Here is a 24,273-nt window from a genome sequence, read left to right on the forward strand (position 1 = left end):
TCTCCTACCTGCGCCGCTGCTGCCAGGCAGCGGCCAACCCGCTCAGGCAAATCACCCCGATCCCGACCACCGTGGTCAGGTCCGGGGTGTGGTTGAACACCAGCCAGCCCAACAACCCCGCAAACACGATCTGGCAATAGCCGAACGGCGCCAGCAGGGCCGGCGCCGCGAAGCGGAACGCCTGGGTCAGCATCAAGTGCGCGGTCATCCCGCAACTGCCCAGCGCCAGCATCAACACCCCATGCCACAGGCTCGGCACTTGCCAGAAGAACGGCACCAGCGCACTCATCACCAAGGTGTTGCACAGCCCGGCGAAGAAGTTGCTGGTGGTGGGCGTGTCGTACTTGCTGAGGATGCGGGTGAGCAGTTGGTAGAAGCAGAAGAACAGCGCGGACGTCAGCGGCAACAACACCGCCGGGGTGAACAGCTCACCGCCCGGGTGCACAATGATCAGCACCCCGATGAACCCGCAAATCACCGCCAGCCATTGGCCACGGGTCACGTGCTCACCCAGCAGCGGCACCGACAAGGCAGTGACCAGGATCGGCGCAAGAAAGTTGACCGCCGTGGCCTCGGCCAACGGGATAAAGTGCAACGCCGCCGTGAAAAACAGGCTGGTACCCAGCAGGCACAACGCGCGCGCCACCTGCAGCAAAGGGCGCTTGCTGCGCAGCACCCGCAGCCCTGATTGCGGCAGGAAAATCCCGGCCATCAACAGCGTATGCACCAGGTAACGGGCCCACACCACCATCACGATCGGGTAAAACCCGGCCAGGTATTTGGACAGCGCGTCGTGGCTGGAAAACAGAAAAGTGGCCACCACAATCAGCAAAATGCCTTTGAGTGGGTGGTTGACGCCGGAAAGTGGGGTGCTGAGGGTCATTGCATTCTCTTGAGTGGCAGGCTGAAATGACCGCCGCATACCGCGGCATAATCTAGAACGGGTGACGCGCCTCGCTCAAGAGCATAACCAAACACTGTTCGAACAGCGCACTAAATTGCGGTTTTCCAGTCCAACGCTCACGTCCGCCCGCCCATTGCGCGTTTTTTAACCAAGGCCTTCGTACCATGAAAAAAACCCTGTTTATTCTTTCGACCCTGGCGCTGCTCAGCGCCTGCGACAAACAAGCCGAGACCGCCAGAGCACCGGCACCGCCCTCCGTCCAAGCGACGCTGGTACCGGAAGTGCTGCCCACCGACAAATGGGTCGGCAAGTGGATTGGTGTCGAAGGCCTGAACCTGACCATCGCCAAGGACGACAGCATTGGCCGCGGCCACTATGTACTGACCATGAAATACGGCCTGGATGACGATGATTCCGGCACCTTCAAGGGCCAGGCCTCTGAAGACGGCATCACCTTTGAACGCCCGGACGGCCCGCAGATCCTGAGCGCCGGCGACGGCGAAGCCACCGGCCTGAAATGGCTGGCCGACAAGAAAGACTGCCTGATCGTCGACACCGGCGAAGGTTATTGCCGCGACTGACACCCATAACTTCCCGCTGGACACCCATTACCTGTGGCGAGCGGGCTTGCCCCGCGTTGGGCTGCGCAGCAGCCCCATAGCAGGCCAAAGTGTTCTTTCTGGAAGGATTCGGTGTTCTTATTGGGACTGCTACGCAGTCCAACGGGGGACAAGCCCCCTCGCCACCGACAGCCGGACTGGCGCCAACCCTACACACCAACAACACTGAGCTGCAGAACCATCAAGAGGATTGCCACATGCTATGGAAAAAAGGCCGACGCAGCGACAACGTGGTGGACGCCCGCGATGACAGCGGTGGTGGTGGCGGCATGCGCTTTGGCGGCGGCAAGGGCCTGAGCCTGACGGCGATCGTGCTGATCGTCGGCATCGGCTGGCTGACCGGCCAGGACCCGATGCAGATCCTCGGGCAACTCAGCGGCCAGCTCACCGAGCAAGCGCCCTCCGTCAGCCCGCAAACCCGCCAGGCACCGCCGGCCAATGATGAACAGGCCGACTTCGTGCGCGCCGTCCTCGGCGACACCGAAGACACCTGGGCCCAGGTGTTCCAGGAAAACGGCCTGAGCTACAAGAACCCCAAACTGATCCTGTTCCGCGGCCGGGTGAACTCCGCCTGCGGTGGCGCCACGTCCGCCAGCGGGCCGTTCTATTGCCCGGCAGACCAACAGGTATACCTGGACCTGGATTTCTTCCGGGAAATGTCCCAACGCTTCAAGGCCGCCGGGGATTTCGCCCAGGCCTACGTGATCGCCCATGAAGTCGGACACCACGTTCAGACGCTGCTGGGCATCTCGGCGAAGATTCAGGCAGCCCGCCAGCAAGGCCGGCAGATGCAAGGCGACGGCGGCCTGCTGGTGCGCCAGGAGCTGCAAGCCGACTGCTTCGCCGGGGTGTGGGCCAACCGCGCGCAAAAACGCCTGAACTGGCTGGAGCCCGGCGACATTGAAGAGGCACTGAATGCGGCCAACGCCATCGGCGATGATCGCTTGCAGCAACAGGGCCAGGGCCGCGTGGTACCTGACTCGTTTACCCACGGCACCTCGGCACAGCGGGTTCGCTGGTTCAAGACCGGCTTTGCCCAGGGCCAGATCACTCAATGCGACACCTTTACCGCCAAGAGCCTTTAAATGAATAAACGACTGGGTCTGCTGTTAGGTTTGTTGATCACCTGTTCCACTCCCACCTGGGCTGCCGAGCATGGCGTCAAGGTGGTCAGTCCCGATCGTTTTCACCTGGATGCCGGCGACCTGAGCGTCGGCTTGAGCCAGGACTGGCGCCAGCCACTGCCTCAAGTCACCCGCGCGCTGATCATCGTGCATGGCCGCCTGCGCAACGCCATGACCTACCTGGGCAGCGGCGAAAAAGCCGCCGAAGCCGCAGGGCAAAACGCCAATACCCTGGTGATTGCGCCGCAGTTTCTCAACCAGACCGACATCAAGCGCAACCAGATCGACAGCCAGACCCTGCGCTGGAACAGCAATGACTGGATGGCCGGCGAGCCGTCCACCGGCCCGGGCCAAATCAGCTCCTACGGCGCGTTGGACCAGATCATCAAGCACCTGGGCAACCGCAAGCTGTTCCCGAACCTGAAGGAAATCGTGGTGGCCGGCCATTCTGGCGGCGGCCAAGTGGTGCAGCGTTTTGCACTGACCGGGCATGATCACCCGCTACTGCAAACCGAAGGCATCAGCCTGCGCTACGTGGTGGCCAACCCTTCGTCCTACGCGTACTTCAGCCCGCAACGGCCGGTGAAGTTCGATGTGGCCAGTTGCCCGGGCTTTAATGACTGGAAATACGGCATGCAAAACCTGCCGGCCTACGCCAAGGGGCAAAGTGCCGAGCAGCTTGAGCAGGCGTACGTGTCGCGCAATGTCACTTACCTGCTGGGCCAGCAAGACACCGACCCGAATCACCCGGCGCTGGACAAGAGCTGTGGGGCTGAAACCCAGGGTGCGTATCGGTTGATTCGCGGGCACAACTACTTTGACTACCTCAAGCAGCGGCATCCGCAGTTGGGCCATAAGCTGGTGGAAGTGCCGGGGGTTGGGCATGACGGGGACAAGATGTTTACGTCGCCTGAAGGGCAGAAAGTACTGTTCCAATAACCACTGAAGAAACCGGATCAAAAATGTGGGAGCGGGCTTGCTCGCGAATGCGGTGGATCAGTCAGCATATGTATTGACTGACACACCGCATTCGCGAGCAAGTCGAATCGTCGCACCGCCGCTCCCACATTTGATCTTCATTGCCTGGGTTTAGAGCATTCGACGCAATACCGCACAATCTTCGGCATGCCAATCCGCGAGTTCCGGCCACGGGTTATCCGGCAAGTTAACCAACACCGTCCTGGTCCCCGCCGCCCGCCCACAATCCAGATCAAATCGGTAATCACCGACCATCACCATCTCTTGCGGCGCCACTTCCCACGCTTGCGCCAGTTTCAACAAACCACCCGGATCAGGCTTGGGCGGCGCATCATCACGCCCCAACACATCCTCAACCGCAAAGCAGTCTGCCAGGCCGATTGCCTGCAACGTCACATGGGCCAGCTCCCGCGCATTGCGCGTCAGGATACCCAGGCGATAACCACGCCCGGCCAGTTCCCGCACCAACTCCACCGCGCCCTCAGCCGCTACCGAACCCAGCGCCAACTCACGCTCATGCTCCAGCAGCCACGCATGCTTGGCTGCTGCTTCATCAGCAGGCAATGCCGCCAGGTGCGTAAGAATGTCGTCAGTCGCCGGAATATCCAGCGCCACCCGAATCGCCGCAAAGTCATGCACGGCCACCGTCAGGGTGCCATCCATGTCGAACACCCAATGCTTCACATCACTCAGGCTCATGCCCAATCCTTGCGATGACGAATCAAGCCTTCCTGCGTGACCGACGCCACCAGTTGCCCGGCGCGGTTGTACACGCTGCCCCGGGAGAACCCACGGGAATTGCCGGCCCACGGGCTGTCCATGGCGTAGAGCAACCAGTCATCGGCACGCAGGTCGGCGTGGAACCACAGCGCGTGGTCGAGGCTGGCGACTTGCATGTCTTTCTGCCACACGGTTTTGCCATGGGGCAGCAGCGAAGTGGTCAGCAGGCCGAAATCCGAGGCGTAGGCCAGCAGGTATTTGTGCAGCGCCGGCGAGTCGGCCAAGGCGCCATCCGCGCGAAACCACACGTATTTGACCGGGTCGGACGGCTGCGGGTTGTACGGGTCTTTCTCGGTCACCGGCCGCACTTCGATCGGCTTGGGGCACAGCAGCTTTTCGCGCATGTGCTCAGGAATCAGGTGCGCGCGCTGTTGGGTCAGTTCCAGCTCCGACGGCAGGTTTTCCGGACCGACCACCACAGGCATGGTGGTCTGGTGCTCGAAGCCTTCTTCGTCGTACTGGAACGAAGCGCTGCACGTGAAGATCGGGTTGCCCTTCTGGATCGCCGTCACCCGGCGCGTGCTGAAACTGCCGCCATCGCGCACTCGGTCGACCGAATAAACCACCGGCAGCGCCGCATCGCCCGGGCGCAGGAAGTAACCGTGCAACGAATGCACATGCCGCGTTTCTTCAACGGTCTGGCTGGCCGCCGACAGCGACTGGCCGAGCACTTGGCCGCCGAACAACTGGCGAAAGCCCAGGTCCTGGCTGCGGCCACGAAAGAGGTTTTCCTCGATCGGCTCCAGGGTCAGCAGGTCCACCAGATCTTCCAACACTTGGCTCATAGAGCATCTCCTACAACAATCTATTGGGCATTCCGGGCTGCTTATCCGTGCAGCGTGTCCAACCATTGGGCGCGGGTGATGCGATACAACACATGATGCCGCACCGGGTCATCCGCTGCGACCTTGGGGTGTTCAAAATCTGCCAGGGGATCGTAATGCATACCGATGGCTTGCATGACTTTTTGTGATGGCAGATTGGCTTCAGTGGTAAACGAAACGATCTCGTCCAGCTTCAGCCGGTCGAAACCACAGCGCAGGGCGGTCCATGCCGCCTCACTGGCGTAGCCCAGGCCCCAGTGTTCCTTGGCCAGGCGCCAGCCGATCTCCACCGCCGGGGTGAACGGCGCCTCGAAGCTGACATTCAGCAAGCCGGTGAGGCCGATGAATTCGCCGCTGTCCTTACGCTGCAACGCCCACAGGCCGAAACCGTACTCGGCAAAATGGCCGCGAATACGCCCGATCAGCGCAGCGCTTTCCAGGCGGCTCAAGGTGGCCGGGAAATAACGCATCACCTGCGGGTCGGCGCACATGCGCGCAAACTCCGGCAGGTCGGCATCACTCCATTGGCGCAGCACCAGGCGTGCGCTTTCCAATTCCAGTATCGGCTCCATTGGTCCCCCTCCCTTGCCATGTGCGTGAGTGTAAGGCGCTGTTAAGATCCGTCGCTGGTTCCCGTCAGAAATCGCCATGCCTTTGCCATTGATCTACCACGACGACTACAGCCCCGAGTTCCCGGCGGACCACCGCTTCCCCATGGATAAATTCCGCCTGTTGCGCGACCACCTGGTGGAGAGCGGCCTGACCAAGGACAGCCAATTGCTGCGCCCGGGACTCTGCCCTGCCGAGATTCTGGCCCTGGCCCATGAACCTGGGTATATCGAACGCTACATGAGCGGCGAGTTGTCCCGCGAAGACCAGCGGCGCCTCGGCCTGCCCTGGAGCGAAGCCCTGGCCCGGCGCACCGTGCGCGCGGTGGGCGGCTCGTTGCTGGCCGCCGAGCAGGCCCTGGAGCACGGCCTGGCCTGCCACCTGGCCGGCGGCACCCACCACGCCCACTACGATTACCCGGCAGGTTTCTGCATTTTCAATGACCTGGCGGTGATCAGCCGTTACCTGCTGGCCAACGGGCGAGTCAACCGGGTGCTGATCTTCGACTGCGACGTGCACCAGGGCGACGGCACCGCGCGCATCCTGCACGACACCCCGGACGCGATCACCGTGTCCCTGCACTGCGAAAAAAACTTCCCCGCCCGCAAGGCCGAAAGCGACTGGGACATCCCGCTGCCGATGGGCATGGGCGACGCGGACTACCTCAAGGTGGTCGACGATGCCCTCAATTACCTGCTGCCGCTGTATCAGCCCGACCTGGTGCTGTATGACGCCGGCGTAGATGTGCACAAGGACGACGCCCTCGGCTACCTCAAGCTGACAGACCAAGGCGTCGCCGCCCGTGATGAAAGCGTGATGCGCCACTGCCTGGGCCGCGATATTCCGGTGGTCGGCGTGATCGGCGGTGGCTACAGCAAAGACCGCCCTGCCCTGGCCCGTCGCCACGGGATCCTGCACCACAGTGCGCAGCGGGTCTGGACGTCATCCGGTTGTCATTGAGTTATGCACCTTACCCACAATCGCTGTGGAACTGCCTGTGGATAACCTGAGTGAAAGCCTCTGCAAGCCATAAGCTGCATGGGCTGCAGAAAGCTGTTCATTTTTTGATCAGGCAGTTTCGCCGTCCTCGGGTAGAATGCTCGGCCTACTTTGCCGAACCGCAGTTATCCCCATGCCCCAGCCTCAAACCTCACCTCAACACGTCATCATCATCGGCGGCGGCCCTGCCGGGCTGATGGCCGCGGAAGTGTTGAGCCAGGCCGGAGTCCGGGTCGACTTGTACGACGGTATGCCGTCGGTTGGCCGCAAGTTCCTGCTGGCGGGCGTGGGCGGCATGAACATCACCCACTCCGAAGCCTACCCGGCGTTTTTGTCGCGGTATGCCGAGCGGGCGCCGTTCATGGCGCCGTTGCTGCGTCAGTTCGGTGCCGAAGCGTTGTGCGAATGGATACATGGGCTGGGGATTGAAACCTTTGTCGGCAGTTCCGGCCGGGTGTTTCCTACCGACATGAAAGCCGCCCCGCTGCTGCGCGCCTGGCTCAAGCGCCTGCGGGACCAAGGGGTAGTTATCCACACCCGTCATCGCTGGCTGGGCTGGAATTCAGACGGCAGCCTGCTTATCCACAGCCCCGAAGGCGACAAATGTGTGCGCGGGGATGCGGTGCTGCTGGCGTTGGGCGGCGGCAGCTGGTCGCGGCTGGGTTCGGACGGGGCGTGGCTGAAGTTGCTGGAAGACCAAGGCGTGCCTTACGCAGCGTTGCAACCGAGTAACTGTGGCTTCGAGGTGTCAGCCTGGAGCGAATTGATGGTCAGCAAATTCGCCGGGGCACCGTTGAAAAACGTCGCCATCGGGTTAGCGGACGATAAACCTCGGCTAGGTGAATGCGTGATCACCGCCACAGGCATCGAAGGCAGCCTGATCTATGCGTTGTCGGCGCCGATTCGTGAGGCGATCAATCGGGATGGATCGGCCACGGTGCATATCGACCTGTTGCCGGGCAGGCCACTGGACAAGGTGATTGCAGCGCTGAGCAAGCCACGCGGCTCACGCTCGATGAGCAAGCATTTGCACAGTCAGTTGGGATTGGATGGGGTGAAGGCGGCGCTGCTGCGGGAATTGACCCCGGCCGAGCATTTCAATGATCCGGCGCAGTTGGCGGTGGATATCAAGGCGCTGCCGCTGACGCTGGTGAAAACCCGGCCGATGGACGAAGCCATCAGTACTGCGGGCGGTGTGCCGTTTGAGGCGCTGGATGAACGCTTGATGATCAAGCAATTGCCGGGCGTGTTTTGCGCAGGCGAGATGCTGGATTGGGAAGCACCGACAGGCGGGTATTTGCTGACGGGGTGTTTTGCCAGCGGGCGAGTGGCTGGGCGCGGCATGCTGGAGTGGCTGAAGGACTGATCGTTCCCACGCTCCGCGTGGGAACGCCGCCCTGGACGCTCCGCGTCCGCTTCTGAAGCTGACGCAGAGCGTCACAGGATGCATTCCCACGCAGAGCGTGGGAACGATCGTTATTACCTGTGGCGAGGGAGCTTGCTCCCGCTGGGCTGCGTAGCGGCCCCAAAAAAAGCGGGAGCGCTGCGCACTCCAGCGGGAGCAAGCTCCCTCGCCACAGCAAGCTCCCTCACCACAGCACGCTCCCTCGCTACAGTGACCTTACTTCTTCTTGCGCGGGCCAGTATTAAACGCAGGCACCTTGCGCACTGGCTTGATCGACGGCTCAGCCACCGATACTTCGCCACTCTCCACCCACTTGCCCAGGTTGCGCTTGCCGCCACCGGACGCCTTGGGTTTCTTCGGCTTTTTCGGCTTCTTCACCACCTGGCCAGTGGCATCGGTGTCCGGCACGCGATGCTCCGGTTCGAAGTCCTGCTCCATCTTCCGGGTCAATGTCTGACGGGTCAGCGTCTCAATGGCCGACAGCATGTTCACTTCATCCGCACACACCAGGGAAATCGCCTCACCGGTGTTGCCCGCACGACCGGTACGGCCGATGCGGTGGATGTAATCCTCAGCTACGATCGGCAGGTCAAAGTTGACCACCAGCGGCAAGTCTTCGATGTCCAGGCCACGGGCCGCTACGTCAGTAGCCACCAGGATCTGCACGTCACTGCTCTTGAAGCGATCCAGCGCGCGCTGGCGAGTGGCTTGTGGTTTGTCGCCGTGAATCCCGTCAGCATTGATGCCCAGGCCCTGGAGTTTTTCCACCAGCGCATCCACGCCGTTACGGGTCTTGGCGAACACCAGCACTTGCTTCCAGCGGCCCTTGCGCATCAGGTGCACAAACAGTTCCGCCTTGCGCTTCTTGTCCACCGGCACCACCCATTGCTTGACGGTGTTGGCAGCGACGTTGCGCGGGCTGACTTCGACGGTCAGCGGGTCAATCAGCATCTGCCCGGCCAACTGGCGGATCTCGTCGGAGAAGGTTGCGGAGAACAGCAACGTCTGGCGCTTTTTCGGCAACATGCGGTAGATGTTCGCCAGTTCTTCGGAGAAGCCCAGGTCGAGCATGCGGTCGGCTTCGTCCAGCACCAGGGTTTGCAGCTGGTTGAGTTTCAGCGCGTTCTGGCGGAACAGGTCGATCAGGCGGCCAGGGGTGGCCACCAGTACATCAACACCCTTGCGCAGCTTCATCATCTGCGGGTTGATGCTCACGCCGCCGTATACGGCGTAAGTGGTCAGCGGCAAGTTTTGGGCGTACTCGGCGACGCTGGCGTGAACCTGCTCGGCCAGCTCGCGGGTCGGGCACAGGATCAGCGCGCGCACCGAGTTGGCGCTGACTTTCGGCCCTTCCATGGTCAGCAACTGCAGCAGCGGCACGGCGAAACCGGCAGTCTTGCCGGTGCCGGTCTGGGCCGCAGCCATCAGGTCGCGACCGGCCAGCACCGCCGGAATGGCTTGCGCCTGCACCGGCGTCGGGGTCTGGTAGCCAAGCGTCTCAAGGGCGCGCAGCAAGGGTTCGATCAGGCCAAGTGTGGCGAAAGTCATGGTAATACCGTAGGAAAAAGTCAGCGCAAGGTCGCAATGCGCGGCAGTTTACCTTATTTCCGGTTTCGGCTTTCGCCACTGTGGCAGGCTGATCAGCAGCACAGCGCTGATGATCACCAACATCGCCAGGGCTTCTTCCGTGCCGATGGTCTCGCCGACAAACACAATCCCGAGCAACACCGCCACCGCCGGGTTGACGTAGGCATAGCTGGTGGCTGCCGCCGGGCGCACGTGCTTGAGCAGGTACATATAGGCATTGAAGGCGATGATCGAGCCGAACACAGTCAAGTACGCCAAGGCCAGCCAGCCTTCCAGCGGCGGCATGGCTTGCAGGTGTTCGCCGCTGACGGCACTGAGCACCAGGAGCACGGCGCCAGCAATCAGCATCTCCGCCGCACTGGCCATCGCACCTTGAGGCAGCGGCAAATGCTTGCTCCACACCGACCCAAAGGCCCAGGCCGCCGCCGCAAAAATCAGCAAGGCCGCACCGGTGGGGCTCGATTGCAGGTTGGAGCCCATATTCAGCATGGCGATGCCGATAATCCCCAGCAGTACCCCGGCCCATTCCAGGCGGGTATTACGCGCGCCCCAGAAATAACCACAGAGCAAGGTGAACAACGGCACGGTCGCCACCGCTAACGCGGCAACCCCGGACGCCACGCCCGTATGCTCGGCCACACTGACCGCGCCGTTGCCGAAGGTCAGCAGCAAAATGCCGATCTTCGCGGCAGCCTTCCACTGCACCCACGTCGGCGCCGGCGCCCCACGCCAGCGCAGGAAGGCATACATCAGCGCACCCGCTGTCATAAAGCGAATACCCGCCAGCAGCAATGGCGGCCAGTACTCCACACCAATGCGGATCACCAGGTAGGTAGACCCCCAGATCACATACAACGCAAAAAAGGCAGCGATCAACGGTAAGGGAAAGCGACGTGGGCCAGGCATTGGGTAGCTCTGCGGCAGGACAAAGGAGCGTTATTTTAGAAATCCCCGGCCGCAAACATAAGTTACAAAACCTGTTTAAAGCGCCCGTACACTTTTCAAAACATGGTTATCAAGGCTATAAACCGTGCTTTCGAAAGCCACCCGTTCCCGGAGCCTTATCATGGACAAATACGACCGCATGCTTCTCAGCGCCCTGCTGGAAGACGGCCGCGCGTCCTACGCGCAACTGGCGCGCACCGTGAACCTGTCCGCGCCCGCCGTGGCTGAGCGAGTGGCGAAACTGGAAGCCAGTGGTGTGATTACCGGGTATCAGGCCAAGGTTGACCTGTCGAAGGTGGGGTTGCCGATTCAGTGTGTGATTGAGCTGCGGCTGACCAACCATGGGAGCCAGAAGGTTTACGACGCACTGGCGGAAATCCCCGAATTGACTGAGTGCCATCGGGTGACCGGCGATCCGTGCGTAATCATGCAGGCAGCGGTGGGGTCGATGCCGGAGTTGGAGAGTTTGATCAATCGGGTGGCGAAGTTTGGGTTCAGCAAGACCTCGATCATCTTGTCGAGCGCGATAGAACGACGGGTGCCGTTGGGGCAGTTGGAGGGGAATGGGAAGAATGGTGGCTGATCTATCGCCATCGCGGGCAAGCCCGGCTCCCACCTTTGATCGCATCCAGCCAGGCAACGCGCTCAACTGTGGGAGCCGGGCTTGCCCGCGATGGCGTCAGTAGCTTCACCGCTGCGCACAATCAATTCGACGATTTGCTCGATGGTGGTAATGCCATTCCAGTCTTCCTGGGTCGCGCGCAAATCGAACTGCCACTTGATCTGCATGACGAAGCAAGTCAGGTCGTCATCAATGATCTCAAAGTCATGAATAAAGTCTGTTTGCTCTGTCACTTGGCTTCGATCGATGAAGCCAATGACCTCGAGAAAAAGCTGAATCACTTTTTCGCAGATTTCCTCACGACTCAGATTACTTTCCATTTCTTGCCTCATAGGCGCACTTGCCAATACTGACCAGATCGAAGACTGCCAACCCTACCGCCACAAAAGGAATACCTCGGCCAATAATGCCAAACACACGCACGGTGCCAAAAGTGGCTTTTGCCATCTTGGCCAATGTTGGCTGCCGGATCAGCGTTCGCGGGAAGAATCGCCAGCCAATGTAGCTAGTAATATTGGTCGTTTTGCTTGAGCCAACCTGAACCCAGGCTCCCACCGATATCTTGCTTATCGGTATTCCGGCAGCCGTAGTAATAGCAGTCGCCGCCGTCAAACCATAGTGCTCCTGCGTGCACTTCCACAGGTCTTCGATGGTTGTGCTGGGAACACTGGGGTCCGTGTGGATGGCCCTTAGAATCTGATAATTCGGGGAGCTGACATTACCCAATGGACTAGGTAATAACATGACAGCTGGGCAACTAGTCATCACGCTACTGACATCGAACGCAATGCGTGAGGTGAAGCCCAGATCAATGCCATATCGCCTTAGTTCGCGCTTGCTCTGCATGATTGCAGTGTGAAGATCACTTTCTTGCATGCGGTATACCTCCCTGCATGTGATTGGCAGGGAGGATGTTAGGGAGGTAGATCACACAAAATCTGGGGCGCGTGGAAAAACAGATGCTTCCGATAGCATCTGTGGAATTAGCCTACTTACTATTCTTAGTACTGATAGGCGCCTCTCTGGCGGGCGTACTTTTTGAGGGCCAGCAAGACTGATCCCTTTCATTTGCAGGACCTTTCCTAGAGGGCTTTCAAAGCTTGCCGGCGCTGATTCACATCGCTAGTCTCGCCCGGTCATCGACCATTCGGTGACCGGATGTGCAAGTCCGATTTGCGGGAGGTATTAGCTTCAGTTTCAGGAGTTTCCCCCATGATCAAAACAACCAATTCCCACGAAGAAATCCTCAGCGACAACACCCTCACCCGCCGCGCCATCGATTACTACCTCAAAGCCTCCGCTCCGGACGGCGCACCCTTCGTGCTCAACGACAACATGAGTTTCGAAGACGCCCTGGCACGGGCGGCCGACTTGCTGCATTGCGCCGTGGCAACCGCACAGATACCCGGCGAACCCATGAACGGGCAGCAGCGGGCGGTGATGCATTTGGTGGAGATGGCGAAGGTGGTGGTGGATCGGTCGCTGGACTGTTTACAGCCTCAATAACACCGCAAAACTCATGTGGGAGCGGGCTTGCTCGCGAAGGCGCCGTGTCAGTCAGCACATGTGTTTGCTGATACACCGCATTCGCGAGCAAGCCCGCTCCCACATTTGGATCTTCGTGATGTTGAAGAGGGCATTCGGCTTGAGCGCGTCAGAACCCGCGATGCTTCTTCAGATGATCATTGATCTTCGCCGCCGGAACCTTCTGCAAGCTGCACAGCAGTTCGTGTGACAGCTCCCGCAACCCGTGGGTGCGGCGCAGTTCCTGGGCCAGATGCGCGGTGAGGTTCGCCGCCATCTCCGCATCCGCCATCGCCCGGTGAGCCTTGCCGGTGTGGGGCAGTTGGGCAAATGAGGTCAGCGTACCCAGCTTGTGATTCGGCGCCGCTGGCATCAAGCGCCGCGCCAGCAACAGTGAACAGGCAAACTTCTGCAAACGCGTACGCCGGATCAACCCCAACTCGAAATCCCAGAACTTCTGGTCAAACGCGGCGTTGTGGGCCAGCAGCGGTGTGGTGCCGACAAACTCGTTCACCTCGTTCATCACCCGCTCCGCCGACGGCGCAGTGCGCAGCATGGCGTTGCTGATGCCGGTCAGTTGCTCGATAAACCCCGGCACGCGTACGCCGGCGTTCATCAGGCTCTGGTAGCGGTCCACTATCTGGCCCTGCTCCAGGATGACCACGGCAATTTCCGTGGCCCGGCAACTGCTGCTCGGCTGGATGCCGGTGGTTTCAAAGTCGATGACCGCTATACGTTCCAAACCTGTTCCAACTCCGTCGAAAATCTATTTAAGCAGCAACGCGCCTTCGATCGGCACGTAGCGGCTGGCGGCGCGTATCAGTGAGTTGGCCGTCAGCCCCGGCACGCCGTAGGCCACAGCCTCGACGCCGTGCTTGTTGATGATGCGGTCCAGCAGCATGTCGAAATCACCGTCACCGGAAGCCAGCACCACTTCGTCGACATGGGCGGCGGCGTCCATGATGTCGATGGTGATGCCCACGTCCCAGTCGCCCTTGGCCGAGCCGTCGCTGCGCTGGATGTAAGGCTTGAGCTTCACGGTAAAACCAAGGTTGCGCAGGATTTGCTGGAACTGCTGCTGCTTGCTGTCGCCACGGTCGATGGCATAGGCGTACGCCTCGACAATCTGCCCGCGCTGGCTGATGTCAGCCCACAGGGCGGCGTAGTTGAAGTGACAGCCGTACGCCTGGCGCACGGTGTAGTAGAGGTTTTGAACATCGGCGAACACGGCTATCTTTTTCACCGCAAATCCTCATGACACGCGCATGGACCCCGGACTCAAAGGCCCGGAAAGGTTGCCAGTATGCCAGCCACAAGGCAGTTTCCGAGAAAAATCAGCCCGGGGCGACGAAGCGCCCCGGTTGAGTGTGGGTCAGACGAAGGAATCGTCGTCGCCAAAGGAGGAGGAGTCGTCGGAATAGTCGCTGTCGGCGAAGCTGTCGGAGCTGTTGTCACTGCCCCAGCTGTCGTTGCCGGCAAATTTCTGGTCGTCGTTGCCCCAGTTGCCGTTATCGCTGGCCGGCGCCGGTTCTTCGCGGATGATTTCTTCCACCACTTGCGGCTGTTGCGAGTTGTGGTTGAACAGGCTGCTGATGCCTTCTGCCAGCATCACACCACCGGCCACGCCGGCTGCGGTTTTGAGTGCGCCGCCGAGGAAACCGCTGCCGATCGGCGCTGCGGGGGCCTGTTGTGGTTGCTGGTAATTCTGCTGCGGGGCACCGTAGTTCTGCTGCGGTGCGGGTTGCCCGCCAGACGACGCACGCGCCGGTTCACGCCAGCCGCCGCCGGAGGACGCAGGCGCGTTCTGGGCAGGCTGCGGGTCGCGGGAGCCACCACCAAAGATGCTCGACAGGAAACCGCCACTGCTCGGTGCTGGCTGCGCCGCCTGGGACCTGGCCTGTTGCAGTTCGTCCTGCAATTGCTGGATTTGTTGGCCCTGCTGCTTGTTCTGCGCATCAAGGCTCTTGATTGCATGCTCTTGCACCAGAATCGACTGGGTCATGTAGTACGCAGCGGCCGGTTGGCGAGTGACGTGCTCCTTGATCCGCGCTTCAGCTTGGGCGTCGCGGGGGGCTGAGTCCGTTTCGGCTTGCTGCAACCGTGAAAACAGTCCATCGATCAGGGTTTGCTCTTCGCTGTTCATGGCGACCTCGTTAGATTGCCGGTAGAAATCTTCGCCTTGCGCACGATGTGCAAGGTACAACCCAGTTATGGGGCTGTTACTGATTGTTTCAATGGTCTTTACGCAAGGTTTACGTTTGCTTGCATCTGCTCATGATCGGTTAAAGTAACGCCCTTGCTTTTCGGCCTGTGAAGACCCTGATGAATCCGTTAGACGTACTGCGCGACTCCTTTTTCTTTTTCAAGCGCAACCTGGGTGCCATCGTGCAGTTGTGCCTGCCATTGGTGATCCTCGAGGCCCTGCTGCAACAGGTGCTCGACCACACCCTCGGCCCTGATGCATTTCCCGGCTACAGCGTGATTGTCGGGCTGTTGGTGTACCCGCTGTACACCGGCGCGCTGATCCTGTTCCTCGACGCCCGCACCCGGGGCGAATCGCCGCGCACCCTGGATGTGCTGGCGATGGCCCTGACCCTGTGGCCGCGCTTTGCCTTGCTGACCGCAGTCAGCACGCTGCTGATCCTGCTGGGTCTGTCTCTGTATTTCCTGCCGGGCTTGTGGCTGATGGTGGTGCTGGCCTTCGCCGAATACTTGCTGGTACTGAGGGGCATGTCGGCGCTGTCGGCCATGAAGGAAAGCCTGCGCCTGACCCGTGGGCATTTCTGGCGCATCCTCGTGTGCCTGCTGTGCGTTATGACCCCACTGTGGTTGCTCAAGGGCGCCAGCGTGGCGGTCTACCCGGACCCGAACCCGCTGCTGGGCCTGCTGATGGACAGCGCGCAAAGCTTCCTGCAGCTGTTCACCAGCGTGGTGTTGTTCCGCCTGTTTATGTTGATTGGTGGCGACGCCGACGTGCGGTGATATGCTCCGGGCCTTGTCCTGCAACGCCATAAGCCGAGCCGATGACCCGATTACTGCGCATTACCTTGCTGGGCCTGCTGATCCTCGCGGGCCTGCTGACCGGCTTGGTCTACAGCCTGACCTGGCGCCCTGCCGACAAGGAAACCCTGCCCATCCGCTGCGTCGCGCCCCGTGCGCCGACCCTGCTGCCGGGCCAGGCCCTCAAGGTCATGACCTGGAACGTGCAATACCTGGCGGGCAAAAACTACGTGTTCTGGTACGACACCGCAGACGGCAGCGGCCCGGACGACCGCCCCACCGTTGAAGACATGGCCGCCAGCCTCGACGAAGTGGCACGGGTGATCCGCGACGAGCAGCCAGACATCCTGCTGTTGCAGGAAGTCGACGAAGGCGCCAAGCCTTCCAGCTACCAGGACCAACTGGCCTTGCTCCAGGAGCGCCTGGCCGACCTCTACCCGTGCAGCGTCCAGGCATTCGACTGGAAAGCCGACTTTGTGCCCGACCTGCACATCTTCGGCAGCGTCGGCCGCAAGCTGGTGACCATGAGCCGCTACCAGATCGAACACGCCGAGCGCCTGCAATTGCCGGTGGCCCGCGCCAATCTGATCAGCCGTCAATTCCAGGCCAAACCCGCGTTATTGCTGACCTACCTGCCGTTGAGCGACGGCGGCCAGTTGGCCGTGCTCAATACTCGCCTGGACGGCACGGCCCCCGGGCACAACGCGGTGCTGGAACAGGTGCAGGCGACCGTCAAGCTGGTGGATAAATTCGAAAGCCGTGGCACGCCATGGCTGATGGGCGGGGATTTCAACCTGTTGCCCCTGGGGCAGTTCCTGCGCCTGGACGCCGGTAAACGCGGGCAATATTCGCCGGACAGTGAGCTGCATCTGCTGTGGGAAAAGTACCCAATGATCCCGAGCAACAACGAATCCAGCGGCATTGATCGGGATAAATGGCTGACGTATTTCCCGAATGACCCGACCGTGGACGGGCCGGATCGTACGCTGGACTACCTGTTCTACAGTTCGCGAATCAAAAAGGTTGAGAGCAAGGTGCGGCAGAGCGATACGGTGCGTATCTCCAATCACTTGCCGGTGATTGCGCGGTTCCTGTTGCCCGCCGCGCAGTAAGCCACACTGCAAATACTCTGTGAAAACCGATTTATGTGGGAGCGGGCTTGCTCGCGAAAGCGTTGGGTCAGTCGACATCTACATTGACTGACACTCCGCTTTCGCGAGCAAGTCGAATCGTCGCACCGCCACTCCCACATTTGATCTTCATCGCGCTTACTTTCTCGGTTTGATCCGGGCAGTCGGTTCAGCGATCAACGGATCATCCGGCCAGTAATGCTTCGGATACCTCCCCTTCAAATCCTTCTTCACCTCGGCGTAAGTACTGCGCCAGAAGTTCGCCAGGTCCTGGGTTACCTGCACCGGGCGCCTTGCCGGTGACAACAGGTGCAGCTTGACCACCTGCCGCCCGCCGGCAATCCGTGGGGTGTCCGCCAGCCCGAACAATTCCTGCAAGCGCACCGCCAGAATCGGCGGCTGCTCGCTGTAGTCCAGACGCACCGACGAGCCCGACGGCACCTTCAGTTGGTGCGGCGCCAGCTCGTCCAACCGCGCAGGCAACGGCCACGGCAGCAAGTTATGCAGGAAGCTGGAAATATCCAGATTGGCAAAATGGCTCAGGCGCGACACCTTGCCCAGGTAGGGCATCAACCAATGTTCCAGGCTGGCGAGCAAGGCGCTGTCGCTGACATCCGGCCATTCACTGGCCTTGCCGGTGTCCAGATGACGCAGCAGCATCACCCGCGCCTGCCATTGCCGAAGTTCAGGAGTCCAGGGCAGCAGTTCGAGGCCTTTGCGCCGTACCAGGTTAACCAGCGCCTGACTGCGGGCAGATTCGTCGAGGCCGGTCAGCGGCTCGCGGCTGAGCACCAGTTCGCCGACCTTGCGCTGGCGTTCGGCCCGCAGCACGCCTTCGCGTTCGTCCCAATCCAACTGGTCGACGTTGCGCACCTGCTCGGCCAATACCGAATCAAACAACGCCGGATCAAAATCCGCCGCGAGGTAAATCCGTTCTTCGCGCTGGCCCTGGCGGCTGCCCAGGTCGGCGATCACCAACCAGGGTTGTTTCATCAGGCTGTCGGCTTCGGCGAACAGCGCGGCTCGGCCGTTGGCCAGGCGGTATTCGGCACCGCCCGCACGCCGTTGCTGGGCGACACGGTCCGGGTAGGCCAGCGCCAGCAACGCGCCGAGCCAGCGCGGATGATCGGGATCAGCGACCGGTTGCTCAGCCTTGCCTCTTAAATAGCCACGGTACTGCCGGGCCAGTTGTTTGGCACGCTGCACGCCACCTTGGGTGCCACGGGCCTTTTCTTCGCCGGATAACAACGCCAGGCGACTGTGCAAATCCGCGCCGGCGCCGCGCAAGATATCGCGCTCACCCAGCAGCGCTGCTACGTCACAGGCCATGTTTGCCAAGCCCAAATCCTGACCTCGCAACAGCAAATGAGCGATACGAGGATGCGCGGGTAACCCGGCCATTTTCTGGCCGTGGGCGGTCAGCTTGGTATCGCTCAACGCGCCAAGACGCTCGAGCAAATCCTGGGCCTGTGCATAAGCGGCGGTTGGCGGCACGTCGAGCCACACCAACTGAGTCGGCGCCACGCCCCAGCGGCCTAATTGCAGTGCCAAACCGGAAAGATCCGCCGAGAGAATTTCCGCGCTGGAATACGCCGCCAGCCCTTCATGTTGATCCTCGGACCACAACCGATAACACACCCCCGGCTCCAGTCGCCCTGCCCGGCCGGCACGCTGGGTGGCGCTGGCGCGGGAGATGCGCTGGGTGTCGAGGCGGGTCATGCCGCTGCCCGGGTCAAAGCGCGGGACCCGCGCCAGCCCGGCGTCGATCACCACGCGCACGCCGTTGATGGTCAGGCTGGTCTCGGCAATGTTGGTGGCCAGCACCACTTTGCGCTGGCCGGCAGGCGCCGGGTCGATGGCGGCGCGTTGGGCCGCCAAGTCCAGTTCGCCATGCAACGGGCACAACAGCACATTGGTGTTATCACCCAGTGCGTCAGCCAACTGCTGATTGACCCGACGAATTTCCGCCTGGCCCGGCAGGAACACCAGCACGCTGCCGGTTTCATCGTGCAGGGCTTCAAGGATGGTCTGCACCAACCGCGGCTCGATAAATTCGCCGGGCTGGAATGGCCGACCCCAGCGCATCTGCACCGGGTACATGCGCCCTTCGCTGCGCAGGATCGGCGCGTCGTCCAGCAACCCGGCCAGGCGCTCGCCTTCCAGGGTGGCGGACATCAGCAGGATCTTCAGTGGCTGCTCATCGCGAAACAGGTCTCGGCCATTGAGGCTCAGGGCCAATGCCAGGTCGGCGTCCAGGCTGCGTTCGTGGAACTCGTCGAAGATCAACAAACCCACGCCGTCCAGCGCCGGATCATCCTGCAAGCGGCGAGTGAGGATGCCTTCGGTGACCACTTCGATACGGGTGTTGGGGCCGATCTTACTGTCCAGGCGAATGCGGTAGCCGACGGTTTCGCCGACCTTTTCACCCAGCTCGCTGGCCAGTCTTTCTGCCGCTGCGCGGGCGGCCAGCCGGCGGGGTTCGAGCATCAAGATGGTTTGCCCGGCCAGCCAGGGTTCATTCAACAGCGCCAACGGCACCCGTGTGGTTTTACCGGCGCCGGGCGGTGCTTCGAGCACGGCTTCATGGCGCGTCGCCAAGGCGTCGCGCAGGGCGGGTAAAACATCATCGATTGGCAACGAATTCATACTGGCTCCAAAGCAGAGCGGCGAGTATAACGGCGAACTGCCGGGTGCCGGTGGTGGTCTCAAAGGCATACCCTTCACTTGCAGGAGCGAGCTTGCTCGCGAAAAACCCAAGAGCGCCGCGCACATTCAGGCAGTACGCGTTATCGTTGACGTTTTTCGCGAGCAAGCTCGCTCCTACCGTTCATTTCAGGAGAGTCCCATGCGTGTTGCTTCCCGTGTCATCGGCGGTGTTCTGGCCGTCACCCTGCTGAGCCAGTTGACGGCGTGCGGTTCGATTTTCTACCCCGACCGCCGTGGCCAGATCGACGGCAAGATCGACCCGGCGATTGCCGTGCTCGATGCGGTCGGCCTGCTGTTCTACGTGATCCCGGGCCTGATCGCCTTTGGTGTCGACTTCGCCACCGGCGCGATTTATTTCGAACCGGGCAAAACCGCCCAGGTGGCCCCGGAAAAACTCCAGCAAGCCATCGGCGCCGACGGCAAGGTCGACAACGCCAAGCTGCAAACCATTATCCAGAAAGAAACTGGCCATAACCTGCCGCTGGACGACCCGCGCATGATCCAGTTCAAGGGCAGCGTTCAACAGCTCGCCACCCTGGGCCTGCAACCCGCCGCTTAAGGACTGACTCGCCCCATGACCACCAGTCCCGAACACGCCCGGCTGTTGCGCCTGGCCACCCGCGCGTCCGTCGGCGTGGCCTGTGTGCTGATTGTGACCAAGGCCATCGCCTGGTGGCTCAGTGGCTCGGTGAGCATGCTCGCCGGGCTGACCGACTCGCTGCTCGACGGCGTCACCTCGCTGCTGAATTTGCTGGCCGTGCACTACGCGTTGCGCCCGGCGGACGACGATCACCGTTATGGCCATGGCAAGGCAGAATCTCTGTCGGGCATGGCCCAGGCGCTGTTCATCGCTGGCAGTGCGGTGTTGATCGCGTTCCAGGCGTTCCAGCGTTTGCAGCATCCGGAACCGGTGGGCGCGCCATGGCTGAGCATTGGCGTGATCGTTCTGTCCCTGGCGCTGACCGCAGCGCTGCTGATCCTGCAATACCGGGTGATCCGCGAAACCGGCTCGAACGCCATTCGCGCCGACTCGCTGCACTATCGCTCAGACTTGATGCTCAACGGCAGCATCCTGGTGGCGCTGGTGCTGGCGGCGTTCGGCTTTCATCAGGTGGACGCCTGGTTCGGCCTGGGCATCGCGGCCTACATCTTGTGGAGCGCCATCCAGATCGCCCGGGAAAGTTTTTCGGTGCTGATGGACGAGGAACTGCCGCCGGATGTCAGCCAGCACATGCTGGAACTGGCGTGCAGCGTGCCCGGTGTATTGGGGGCGCATGACTTGCGCACGCGGATTTCCGGCAGCCACTGGTTCGTGCAGCTGCACCTGGAGTTACCGGGGGAGTTGAGTTTATCCGTGGCCCACGGCATCAGCGATCAAGCCGCCGATGCCATCCACAAAGCCTACCCGCGAGCTGAAGTGCTAGTGCACGCCGACCCGCAGGAAGTGGTCAAGGGCGCGAAGGCCTAGTACTGCACCTGATAGCCGCGACTGCTCAGGCAGTTGCCTTGGGCCTGGCGGTAGGTTTGCACCACGGCCGGGTCTGGGGCGTAGGTGACGGTCCTTGGGTCAAAACCACTTTGTTGCACCGCCCAGCGATAGCAGTCGTAACCGTCCTGCTGGACCTGCGCCGGTGATTGGCCGTTGGCCGGGTAAGCCACCACGTCATACCCGTTGCCTTGGGGCGTTGGCTGCGGCGCTGGCGCGGCGGGTGGTGGCTGCACCACCACGTACTGCTGGCTGCTTTCTTCGTAGGTGTAATAAGCACCGGCGGCAAGGAAAAACAGTGCGCTGCCCACCCACACTTCCCGTGCGTAATCCGGCAGGTATTGCACGCGAATCCCGTATGGCGGCGCCACTACGACATAGCGCGGGCCTTGTGGGCGATACCAGTAGCCACCCGAGAAGAAGTAGTCCTGGCCACGATACGGCACGCGGTAGTTGCGGTCGGGGAAACGGTCGACGGTGTAACCGGGACGGTACTGCGGGCCGGGGCCCCAGCCATTACCGTGCCCGTCGGGACGGCCCGGCCAGCGATGATCGTTGGGGTGGTTATTGCCACCGCCATTGAAGCCGGGCCGGCCGGGGCCACCCTGGCCGCCATTGCCTGCCTGCCAGTGCTGATTACCATCGTTGCGACGCGGAATGTCCTGGTAGTTGCCGGGACGCGGTTCCTGGGTCTGGCGCACGGTATCCGGGCGGCCCTGGATCGGCAGATTATTAGCCGGCTGGGGCGCCTGGTGCGGAGGTTGTTGCTGATTGCCTTGCGGGCGACCTTGCCACTGGCCACCACCATTGGGCCGCTCGAAATGCTCGTTCTGCGGCCGTGGCTGATTATTTTCGAAATGCTGATTCTGCGGACGCGGCTGATTGTTCTCGGGACGAGGGGCTTCAGGACGCGGTTGATTATTTTGCGGTCGAGGCTGGTTGTTCTGCGGCCGCGGCTGGTTATTGCCCGGGCGCCCTTCCTCACGCTGGCCACCGCCTTCGGAGCGAGGCTGTTCGTCGGCCATCACTTGCGCACCAACGGTTACCATCAGCAAACCAACACCTGCCAAACGCCAGATGCGCTTCATGCTATTCCTCACTGCGGATTAGGGCCTACTCGTAAGACTGGAAAACCGGGGCCCGGTTCTGCGACAGGTTATCAGTCACGAGAAGTATTTTCGCAGGCAATAAAAAGGGGCGACCCGTCGGTCGCCCCTTGAGAACTTCGTCCTGGCTCAACGCTTTTGACGTTGGCTCACCTCACGCCGTCTTGTGGACAGTGTGCAGCCCGGGGGCCGGGGCAACCCTGTGGGGTTGGCGGCCGCAGCCGGCGGTATGAGCGGGCTGCAGTGGACTGTATGTCCGGGCGGTGATTCTGTTGATAACTTTACGCTCCAGGCCCGGACAGAGGATTGCGAAGATTGCGTCAATAAACAGTGCTTGCGCAATTTTTAACCCTGGATAGATAATTCGCCGCAATAGTTACGACAAAGGCCAGCCCCATGAGCAAGCTTGACCGATACGACCTGAGTATTTTGGCGGAATTACAGCGCGACGCGAGGATCTCCAACCAGGAGTTGGCCGAGCGCATCGGCCTGTCGCCTTCGCCGTGCTCACGCCGGGTCAAGCAATTGGAGGACGACGGCTACATCGCCCGCCAGGTCGCCCTGCTCGACCGCAAGATGCTCGGCCTGAGTCTCACGGCCTACGTACTGATCGGCATGGACCGACACACACCCGAGCGTTTCGAGAACTTCGAAGCCGCCATCCGCACCTTGCCGCAAGTGCTGGAGTGCAGTTTGGTGACCGGGATGGACGCTGACTACCAACTGAAGGTGGTGGTGCCAGACATGGACCACTACCAGAAACTGCTGCTGGGGCACCTGACCCGCATCGAAGGCGTCACCAGCGTGCGCTCAAGCTTTGTGCTGAACCAGGTGCTCAACAGCACCGAGTTGCCGCTGACCCATTTGCGCACCTAAGGCTAGCGCGGAACAAATGTGGGAGCTGGCTTGCCTGCGATGCAAACGACTCGGTCTTGCAGAGACACCGAGGTGATGCAATCGCAGGCAAGCCAGCTCCCACAGACCGACGCAGGTCAATGTCGCGCCGATTGCCCTGGCGTATAATCGACGCCTGCCTCAGCCGGAAACCACCCAATGAACTCGATTGATCCCGCCGTGTTTGAAGAATGGATGATGACCGGCCTGGTCAGCATCCTGATCATTTTCATGGGCTTTATCGTCTGGGACCTGGCGAAGAAATCCAAGGCCGGGCGTTTTGGCTCGATGATCCTGTTCTTCGTGCTGGGCTTGGGCGTCGCCGCGTTTATCATCAAGAGCGTGGTGATCGGCCTGATCGAGTCCGGCGCCTTATAAGCGCGCCGGCACTTCCTTCCACTGGCCTTGATCCAGGCCGTCGATCGACCAGTCACCAATCCGCACCCGCACCAGACGCAATGTCGGCAACCCTACGGCGGCCGTCATGCGCCGCACCTGGCGGTTACGCCCTTCTCGAATAACCAACTCCAGCCAATAGGTCGGCACGCTTTTGCGAAACCGCACCGGCGGGTTGCGCGGCCACAGTTGCGGCTCGTCCAGTTGCCGGGCCTCGGCGGGCAGGGTCATGCCATCGTTGAGTTGCACACCATCGCGCAGGCGTTGCAGCTGCTCCTCGGTCGGCTCGCCTTCCACCTGCACCCAGTAGGTTTTCGCCAGCTTGTGCTTGGGGTCTGCGATGCGCGCTTGCAATTGGCCGTCGTTGGTCAGCAGCAACAAACCTTCACTGTCACGGTCCAGGCGTCCGGCCGGGTAAATGCCGGGGATGTCGATGAAATCCTTGAGGGTCGCCCGCCCGCCTTCGTCGCTGAACTGGGTCAGCACATCGAAGGGTTTATTGAACAGGATCAACTTGGGCTCAGCCGGTGGCGCTTTGGCGACACGACGCGGGGCCGACGAAGTTTGCGGACTTTTCACACCAGGGCGGCGGGAAACGGGACGGGCAGGACGGGACATGGCAAAGGAACATCTA

At 61.4% G+C, this 24,273-nt stretch carries 28 protein-coding genes; 13 read left to right on the forward strand and 15 right to left on the reverse strand.

Going from position 1 to position 24,273, the window contains the following annotated elements; all coding sequences use genetic code 11:
- Nucleotides 1-4 precede the first annotated feature (4 nt).
- Nucleotides 5-883 carry a DMT family transporter gene (locus AU074_RS06665; protein WP_017477864.1) on the reverse strand — a complete coding sequence of 293 codons (879 nt, stop codon included), beginning with the start codon at nt 881-883 and terminating at the stop codon, nt 5-7.
- A gap of 185 nt (nt 884-1,068) precedes the next feature.
- Between AU074_RS06665 and AU074_RS06670 the strand changes: the two genes are divergently transcribed.
- From AU074_RS06670 to AU074_RS06680, 3 genes are all read left to right on the forward strand, one after another.
- A complete protein-coding gene (locus tag AU074_RS06670; RefSeq protein WP_076014051.1) occupies nt 1,069-1,485 on the forward strand; it encodes a membrane lipoprotein lipid attachment site-containing protein in 417 nt (138 codons plus the stop codon).
- A gap of 236 nt (nt 1,486-1,721) precedes the next feature.
- The gene (locus tag AU074_RS06675) at nt 1,722-2,609 is read left to right on the forward strand and encodes a neutral zinc metallopeptidase (protein ID WP_076014052.1); all 888 of its coding nucleotides are present in this window, start codon (nt 1,722-1,724) and stop codon (nt 2,607-2,609) included.
- Nucleotides 2,610-3,587 (forward strand): hypothetical protein, encoded by a 978-nt coding sequence (locus AU074_RS06680; RefSeq protein ID WP_076014053.1) that lies wholly within the window; start codon nt 2,610-2,612, stop codon nt 3,585-3,587.
- A 150-nt stretch (nt 3,588-3,737) separates the two neighbouring features.
- Here the strand turns inward: AU074_RS06680 and AU074_RS06685 are convergent, their stop codons facing one another.
- Genes AU074_RS06685 through AU074_RS06695 form a run of 3 tightly spaced genes read right to left on the reverse strand, consistent with a single transcriptional unit; the run spans nt 3,738 to nt 5,802 of the window.
- Nucleotides 3,738-4,325, reverse strand: a complete 588-nt coding sequence (locus AU074_RS06685; protein WP_076014054.1) for an HAD family hydrolase — start codon at nt 4,323-4,325, stop codon at nt 3,738-3,740.
- The gene (gene tesB / locus AU074_RS06690; RefSeq protein ID WP_010174840.1) at nt 4,322-5,191 is read right to left on the reverse strand and encodes an acyl-CoA thioesterase II; all 870 of its coding nucleotides are present in this window, start codon (nt 5,189-5,191) and stop codon (nt 4,322-4,324) included. The genes AU074_RS06685 and tesB overlap by 4 nt, the downstream gene beginning before the upstream one ends.
- A gap of 41 nt (nt 5,192-5,232) precedes the next feature.
- A complete protein-coding gene (locus AU074_RS06695) occupies nt 5,233-5,802 on the reverse strand; it encodes a GNAT family N-acetyltransferase (protein ID WP_076014055.1) in 570 nt (189 codons plus the stop codon).
- 76 nt (nt 5,803-5,878) lie between these two features.
- On the opposite strand from AU074_RS06695, the gene AU074_RS06700 reads away from it, so the two are divergent.
- Together AU074_RS06700 and AU074_RS06705 are read left to right on the forward strand one after the other, a co-directional pair.
- Nucleotides 5,879-6,799: a histone deacetylase gene (locus AU074_RS06700; protein WP_076014056.1), complete on the forward strand. Its 921-nt coding sequence runs from the start codon at nt 5,879-5,881 to the stop codon at nt 6,797-6,799.
- Nucleotides 6,800-6,971: 172 nt separating this feature from the next.
- Entirely contained in the window at nt 6,972-8,204 is a 1,233-nt protein-coding gene (locus tag AU074_RS06705) for a TIGR03862 family flavoprotein (protein ID WP_076014057.1), read from the forward strand.
- A gap of 255 nt (nt 8,205-8,459) precedes the next feature.
- On the opposite strand, the gene AU074_RS06715 is transcribed toward AU074_RS06705, so the two are convergent.
- The gene (locus AU074_RS06715; protein WP_076014059.1) at nt 8,460-9,791 is read right to left on the reverse strand and encodes a DEAD/DEAH box helicase; all 1,332 of its coding nucleotides are present in this window, start codon (nt 9,789-9,791) and stop codon (nt 8,460-8,462) included.
- Between the two features lie 48 nt (nt 9,792-9,839).
- On the reverse strand, nt 9,840-10,736 hold the full coding sequence (yedA, locus tag AU074_RS06720) for a drug/metabolite exporter YedA (RefSeq protein ID WP_076014060.1): 897 nt from the start codon (nt 10,734-10,736) through the stop codon (nt 9,840-9,842).
- A gap of 160 nt (nt 10,737-10,896) precedes the next feature.
- Here yedA and AU074_RS06725 point away from each other — a divergent pair, with 160 nt between their 5' ends.
- Nucleotides 10,897-11,358, forward strand: coding sequence for an Lrp/AsnC family transcriptional regulator (locus AU074_RS06725; RefSeq protein WP_010174823.1), 462 nt, complete (start codon nt 10,897-10,899; stop codon nt 11,356-11,358).
- Nucleotides 11,359-11,420: 62 nt separating this feature from the next.
- Here the strand turns inward: AU074_RS06725 and AU074_RS06730 are convergent, their stop codons facing one another.
- Nucleotides 11,421-11,717, reverse strand: coding sequence for an acyl carrier protein (locus AU074_RS06730; protein WP_076014061.1), 297 nt, complete (start codon nt 11,715-11,717; stop codon nt 11,421-11,423).
- Nucleotides 11,707-12,273 (reverse strand): hypothetical protein, encoded by a 567-nt coding sequence (locus AU074_RS06735; RefSeq protein WP_076014062.1) that lies wholly within the window; start codon nt 12,271-12,273, stop codon nt 11,707-11,709. Before AU074_RS06735 ends, AU074_RS06730 begins: the two co-directional genes overlap by 11 nt.
- A gap of 336 nt (nt 12,274-12,609) precedes the next feature.
- Here AU074_RS06735 and AU074_RS06740 point away from each other — a divergent pair, with 336 nt between their 5' ends.
- The gene (locus AU074_RS06740; protein WP_076014063.1) at nt 12,610-12,903 is read left to right on the forward strand and encodes a DUF6124 family protein; all 294 of its coding nucleotides are present in this window, start codon (nt 12,610-12,612) and stop codon (nt 12,901-12,903) included.
- Nucleotides 12,904-13,051: 148 nt separating this feature from the next.
- Here the strand turns inward: AU074_RS06740 and AU074_RS06745 are convergent, their stop codons facing one another.
- The 3 genes from AU074_RS06745 to AU074_RS06755 form a co-directional block, all read right to left on the reverse strand.
- Nucleotides 13,052-13,663, reverse strand: a complete 612-nt coding sequence (locus AU074_RS06745; protein ID WP_017476222.1) for a PolC-type DNA polymerase III — start codon at nt 13,661-13,663, stop codon at nt 13,052-13,054.
- Between the two features lie 24 nt (nt 13,664-13,687).
- Nucleotides 13,688-14,164, reverse strand: coding sequence for an NYN domain-containing protein (locus AU074_RS06750; protein WP_017476223.1), 477 nt, complete (start codon nt 14,162-14,164; stop codon nt 13,688-13,690).
- A 129-nt stretch (nt 14,165-14,293) separates the two neighbouring features.
- Complete coding sequence (locus tag AU074_RS06755; RefSeq protein WP_076014064.1) at nt 14,294-15,064, reverse strand: DUF2076 domain-containing protein; 771 nt, start codon at nt 15,062-15,064, stop codon at nt 14,294-14,296.
- Between the two features lie 179 nt (nt 15,065-15,243).
- Between AU074_RS06755 and AU074_RS06760 the strand changes: the two genes are divergently transcribed.
- Both AU074_RS06760 and AU074_RS06765 read left to right on the forward strand, forming a co-directional pair.
- Nucleotides 15,244-15,903, forward strand: a complete 660-nt coding sequence (locus AU074_RS06760) for a YciC family protein (protein WP_076014123.1) — start codon at nt 15,244-15,246, stop codon at nt 15,901-15,903.
- Between the two features lie 41 nt (nt 15,904-15,944).
- Nucleotides 15,945-17,033 (forward strand): endonuclease/exonuclease/phosphatase family protein, encoded by a 1,089-nt coding sequence (locus AU074_RS06765; RefSeq protein WP_076014065.1) that lies wholly within the window; start codon nt 15,945-15,947, stop codon nt 17,031-17,033.
- A 156-nt stretch (nt 17,034-17,189) separates the two neighbouring features.
- Here the strand turns inward: AU074_RS06765 and hrpB are convergent, their stop codons facing one another.
- Together hrpB and AU074_RS34415 are read right to left on the reverse strand one after the other, a co-directional pair.
- Nucleotides 17,190-19,697, reverse strand: coding sequence for an ATP-dependent helicase HrpB (hrpB, locus tag AU074_RS06770; protein ID WP_076014066.1), 2,508 nt, complete (start codon nt 19,695-19,697; stop codon nt 17,190-17,192).
- Nucleotides 19,675-19,863, reverse strand: a complete 189-nt coding sequence (locus tag AU074_RS34415; protein ID WP_076014067.1) for a hypothetical protein — start codon at nt 19,861-19,863, stop codon at nt 19,675-19,677. Before AU074_RS34415 ends, hrpB begins: the two co-directional genes overlap by 23 nt.
- Before the next feature lie 33 nt (nt 19,864-19,896).
- Between AU074_RS34415 and AU074_RS06780 the strand changes: the two genes are divergently transcribed.
- Nucleotides 19,897-20,316, forward strand: coding sequence for a hypothetical protein (locus AU074_RS06780; RefSeq protein WP_017476229.1), 420 nt, complete (start codon nt 19,897-19,899; stop codon nt 20,314-20,316).
- Nucleotides 20,317-20,331: 15 nt separating this feature from the next.
- Complete coding sequence (locus AU074_RS06785) at nt 20,332-21,225, forward strand: cation diffusion facilitator family transporter (protein ID WP_076014068.1); 894 nt, start codon at nt 20,332-20,334, stop codon at nt 21,223-21,225.
- Here the strand turns inward: AU074_RS06785 and AU074_RS06790 are convergent.
- Nucleotides 21,222-22,331: a DUF6515 family protein gene (locus AU074_RS06790; protein ID WP_076014069.1), complete on the reverse strand. Its 1,110-nt coding sequence runs from the start codon at nt 22,329-22,331 to the stop codon at nt 21,222-21,224. The two genes, AU074_RS06785 and AU074_RS06790, sit on opposite strands and share 4 nt — an antisense overlap.
- Nucleotides 22,332-22,745: 414 nt before the next feature.
- Between AU074_RS06790 and AU074_RS06795 the strand changes: the two genes are divergently transcribed.
- Both AU074_RS06795 and AU074_RS06800 read left to right on the forward strand, forming a co-directional pair.
- Nucleotides 22,746-23,225, forward strand: coding sequence for an Lrp/AsnC family transcriptional regulator (locus AU074_RS06795; protein WP_003194418.1), 480 nt, complete (start codon nt 22,746-22,748; stop codon nt 23,223-23,225).
- Nucleotides 23,226-23,411: 186 nt separating this feature from the next.
- The gene (locus AU074_RS06800) at nt 23,412-23,621 is read left to right on the forward strand and encodes a DUF2788 domain-containing protein (protein ID WP_026077819.1); all 210 of its coding nucleotides are present in this window, start codon (nt 23,412-23,414) and stop codon (nt 23,619-23,621) included.
- Here AU074_RS06800 and AU074_RS06805 read toward each other — a convergent pair.
- The gene (locus AU074_RS06805; RefSeq protein ID WP_076014070.1) at nt 23,616-24,257 is read right to left on the reverse strand and encodes a pseudouridine synthase; all 642 of its coding nucleotides are present in this window, start codon (nt 24,255-24,257) and stop codon (nt 23,616-23,618) included. The two genes, AU074_RS06800 and AU074_RS06805, sit on opposite strands and share 6 nt — an antisense overlap.
- Between the last annotated feature and the right edge of the window lie 16 nt (nt 24,258-24,273).

The organism is Pseudomonas sp. ATCC PTA-122608 (assembly GCF_001952855.1).
Lineage (GTDB): Bacteria > Pseudomonadota > Gammaproteobacteria > Pseudomonadales > Pseudomonadaceae > Aquipseudomonas.

Coding starts and splice junctions, on each gene's coding strand:
- AU074_RS06665 (WP_017477864.1), bottom strand. CDS start 883: ATGACCCTCAGCACCCCACTTTCCGGCGTCAACCACCCACTCAAAGGC.
- AU074_RS06790 (WP_076014069.1), bottom strand. CDS start 22,331: ATGAAGCGCATCTGGCGTTTGGCAGGTGTTGGTTTGCTGATGGTAACC.
- AU074_RS06685 (WP_076014054.1), bottom strand. CDS start 4,325: ATGAGCCTGAGTGATGTGAAGCATTGGGTGTTCGACATGGATGGCACC.
- hrpB (WP_076014066.1), bottom strand. CDS start 19,697: ATGAATTCGTTGCCAATCGATGATGTTTTACCCGCCCTGCGCGACGCC.
- AU074_RS06735 (WP_076014062.1), bottom strand. CDS start 12,273: ATGCAAGAAAGTGATCTTCACACTGCAATCATGCAGAGCAAGCGCGAA.
- AU074_RS06805 (WP_076014070.1), bottom strand. CDS start 24,257: ATGTCCCGTCCTGCCCGTCCCGTTTCCCGCCGCCCTGGTGTGAAAAGT.
- AU074_RS06760 (WP_076014123.1), top strand. CDS start 15,244: ATGAATCCGTTAGACGTACTGCGCGACTCCTTTTTCTTTTTCAAGCGC.
- AU074_RS06700 (WP_076014056.1), top strand. CDS start 5,879: ATGCCTTTGCCATTGATCTACCACGACGACTACAGCCCCGAGTTCCCG.
- AU074_RS06785 (WP_076014068.1), top strand. CDS start 20,332: ATGACCACCAGTCCCGAACACGCCCGGCTGTTGCGCCTGGCCACCCGC.
- AU074_RS06755 (WP_076014064.1), bottom strand. CDS start 15,064: ATGAACAGCGAAGAGCAAACCCTGATCGATGGACTGTTTTCACGGTTG.
- AU074_RS06680 (WP_076014053.1), top strand. CDS start 2,610: ATGAATAAACGACTGGGTCTGCTGTTAGGTTTGTTGATCACCTGTTCC.
- yedA (WP_076014060.1), bottom strand. CDS start 10,736: ATGCCTGGCCCACGTCGCTTTCCCTTACCGTTGATCGCTGCCTTTTTT.
- tesB (WP_010174840.1), bottom strand. CDS start 5,191: ATGAGCCAAGTGTTGGAAGATCTGGTGGACCTGCTGACCCTGGAGCCG.
- AU074_RS06705 (WP_076014057.1), top strand. CDS start 6,972: ATGCCCCAGCCTCAAACCTCACCTCAACACGTCATCATCATCGGCGGC.
- AU074_RS06675 (WP_076014052.1), top strand. CDS start 1,722: ATGCTATGGAAAAAAGGCCGACGCAGCGACAACGTGGTGGACGCCCGC.
- AU074_RS06715 (WP_076014059.1), bottom strand. CDS start 9,791: ATGACTTTCGCCACACTTGGCCTGATCGAACCCTTGCTGCGCGCCCTT.
- AU074_RS06670 (WP_076014051.1), top strand. CDS start 1,069: ATGAAAAAAACCCTGTTTATTCTTTCGACCCTGGCGCTGCTCAGCGCC.
- AU074_RS06765 (WP_076014065.1), top strand. CDS start 15,945: ATGACCCGATTACTGCGCATTACCTTGCTGGGCCTGCTGATCCTCGCG.
- AU074_RS06780 (WP_017476229.1), top strand. CDS start 19,897: ATGCGTGTTGCTTCCCGTGTCATCGGCGGTGTTCTGGCCGTCACCCTG.
- AU074_RS06795 (WP_003194418.1), top strand. CDS start 22,746: ATGAGCAAGCTTGACCGATACGACCTGAGTATTTTGGCGGAATTACAG.
- AU074_RS06740 (WP_076014063.1), top strand. CDS start 12,610: ATGATCAAAACAACCAATTCCCACGAAGAAATCCTCAGCGACAACACC.
- AU074_RS06695 (WP_076014055.1), bottom strand. CDS start 5,802: ATGGAGCCGATACTGGAATTGGAAAGCGCACGCCTGGTGCTGCGCCAA.
- AU074_RS06730 (WP_076014061.1), bottom strand. CDS start 11,717: ATGGAAAGTAATCTGAGTCGTGAGGAAATCTGCGAAAAAGTGATTCAG.
- AU074_RS06725 (WP_010174823.1), top strand. CDS start 10,897: ATGGACAAATACGACCGCATGCTTCTCAGCGCCCTGCTGGAAGACGGC.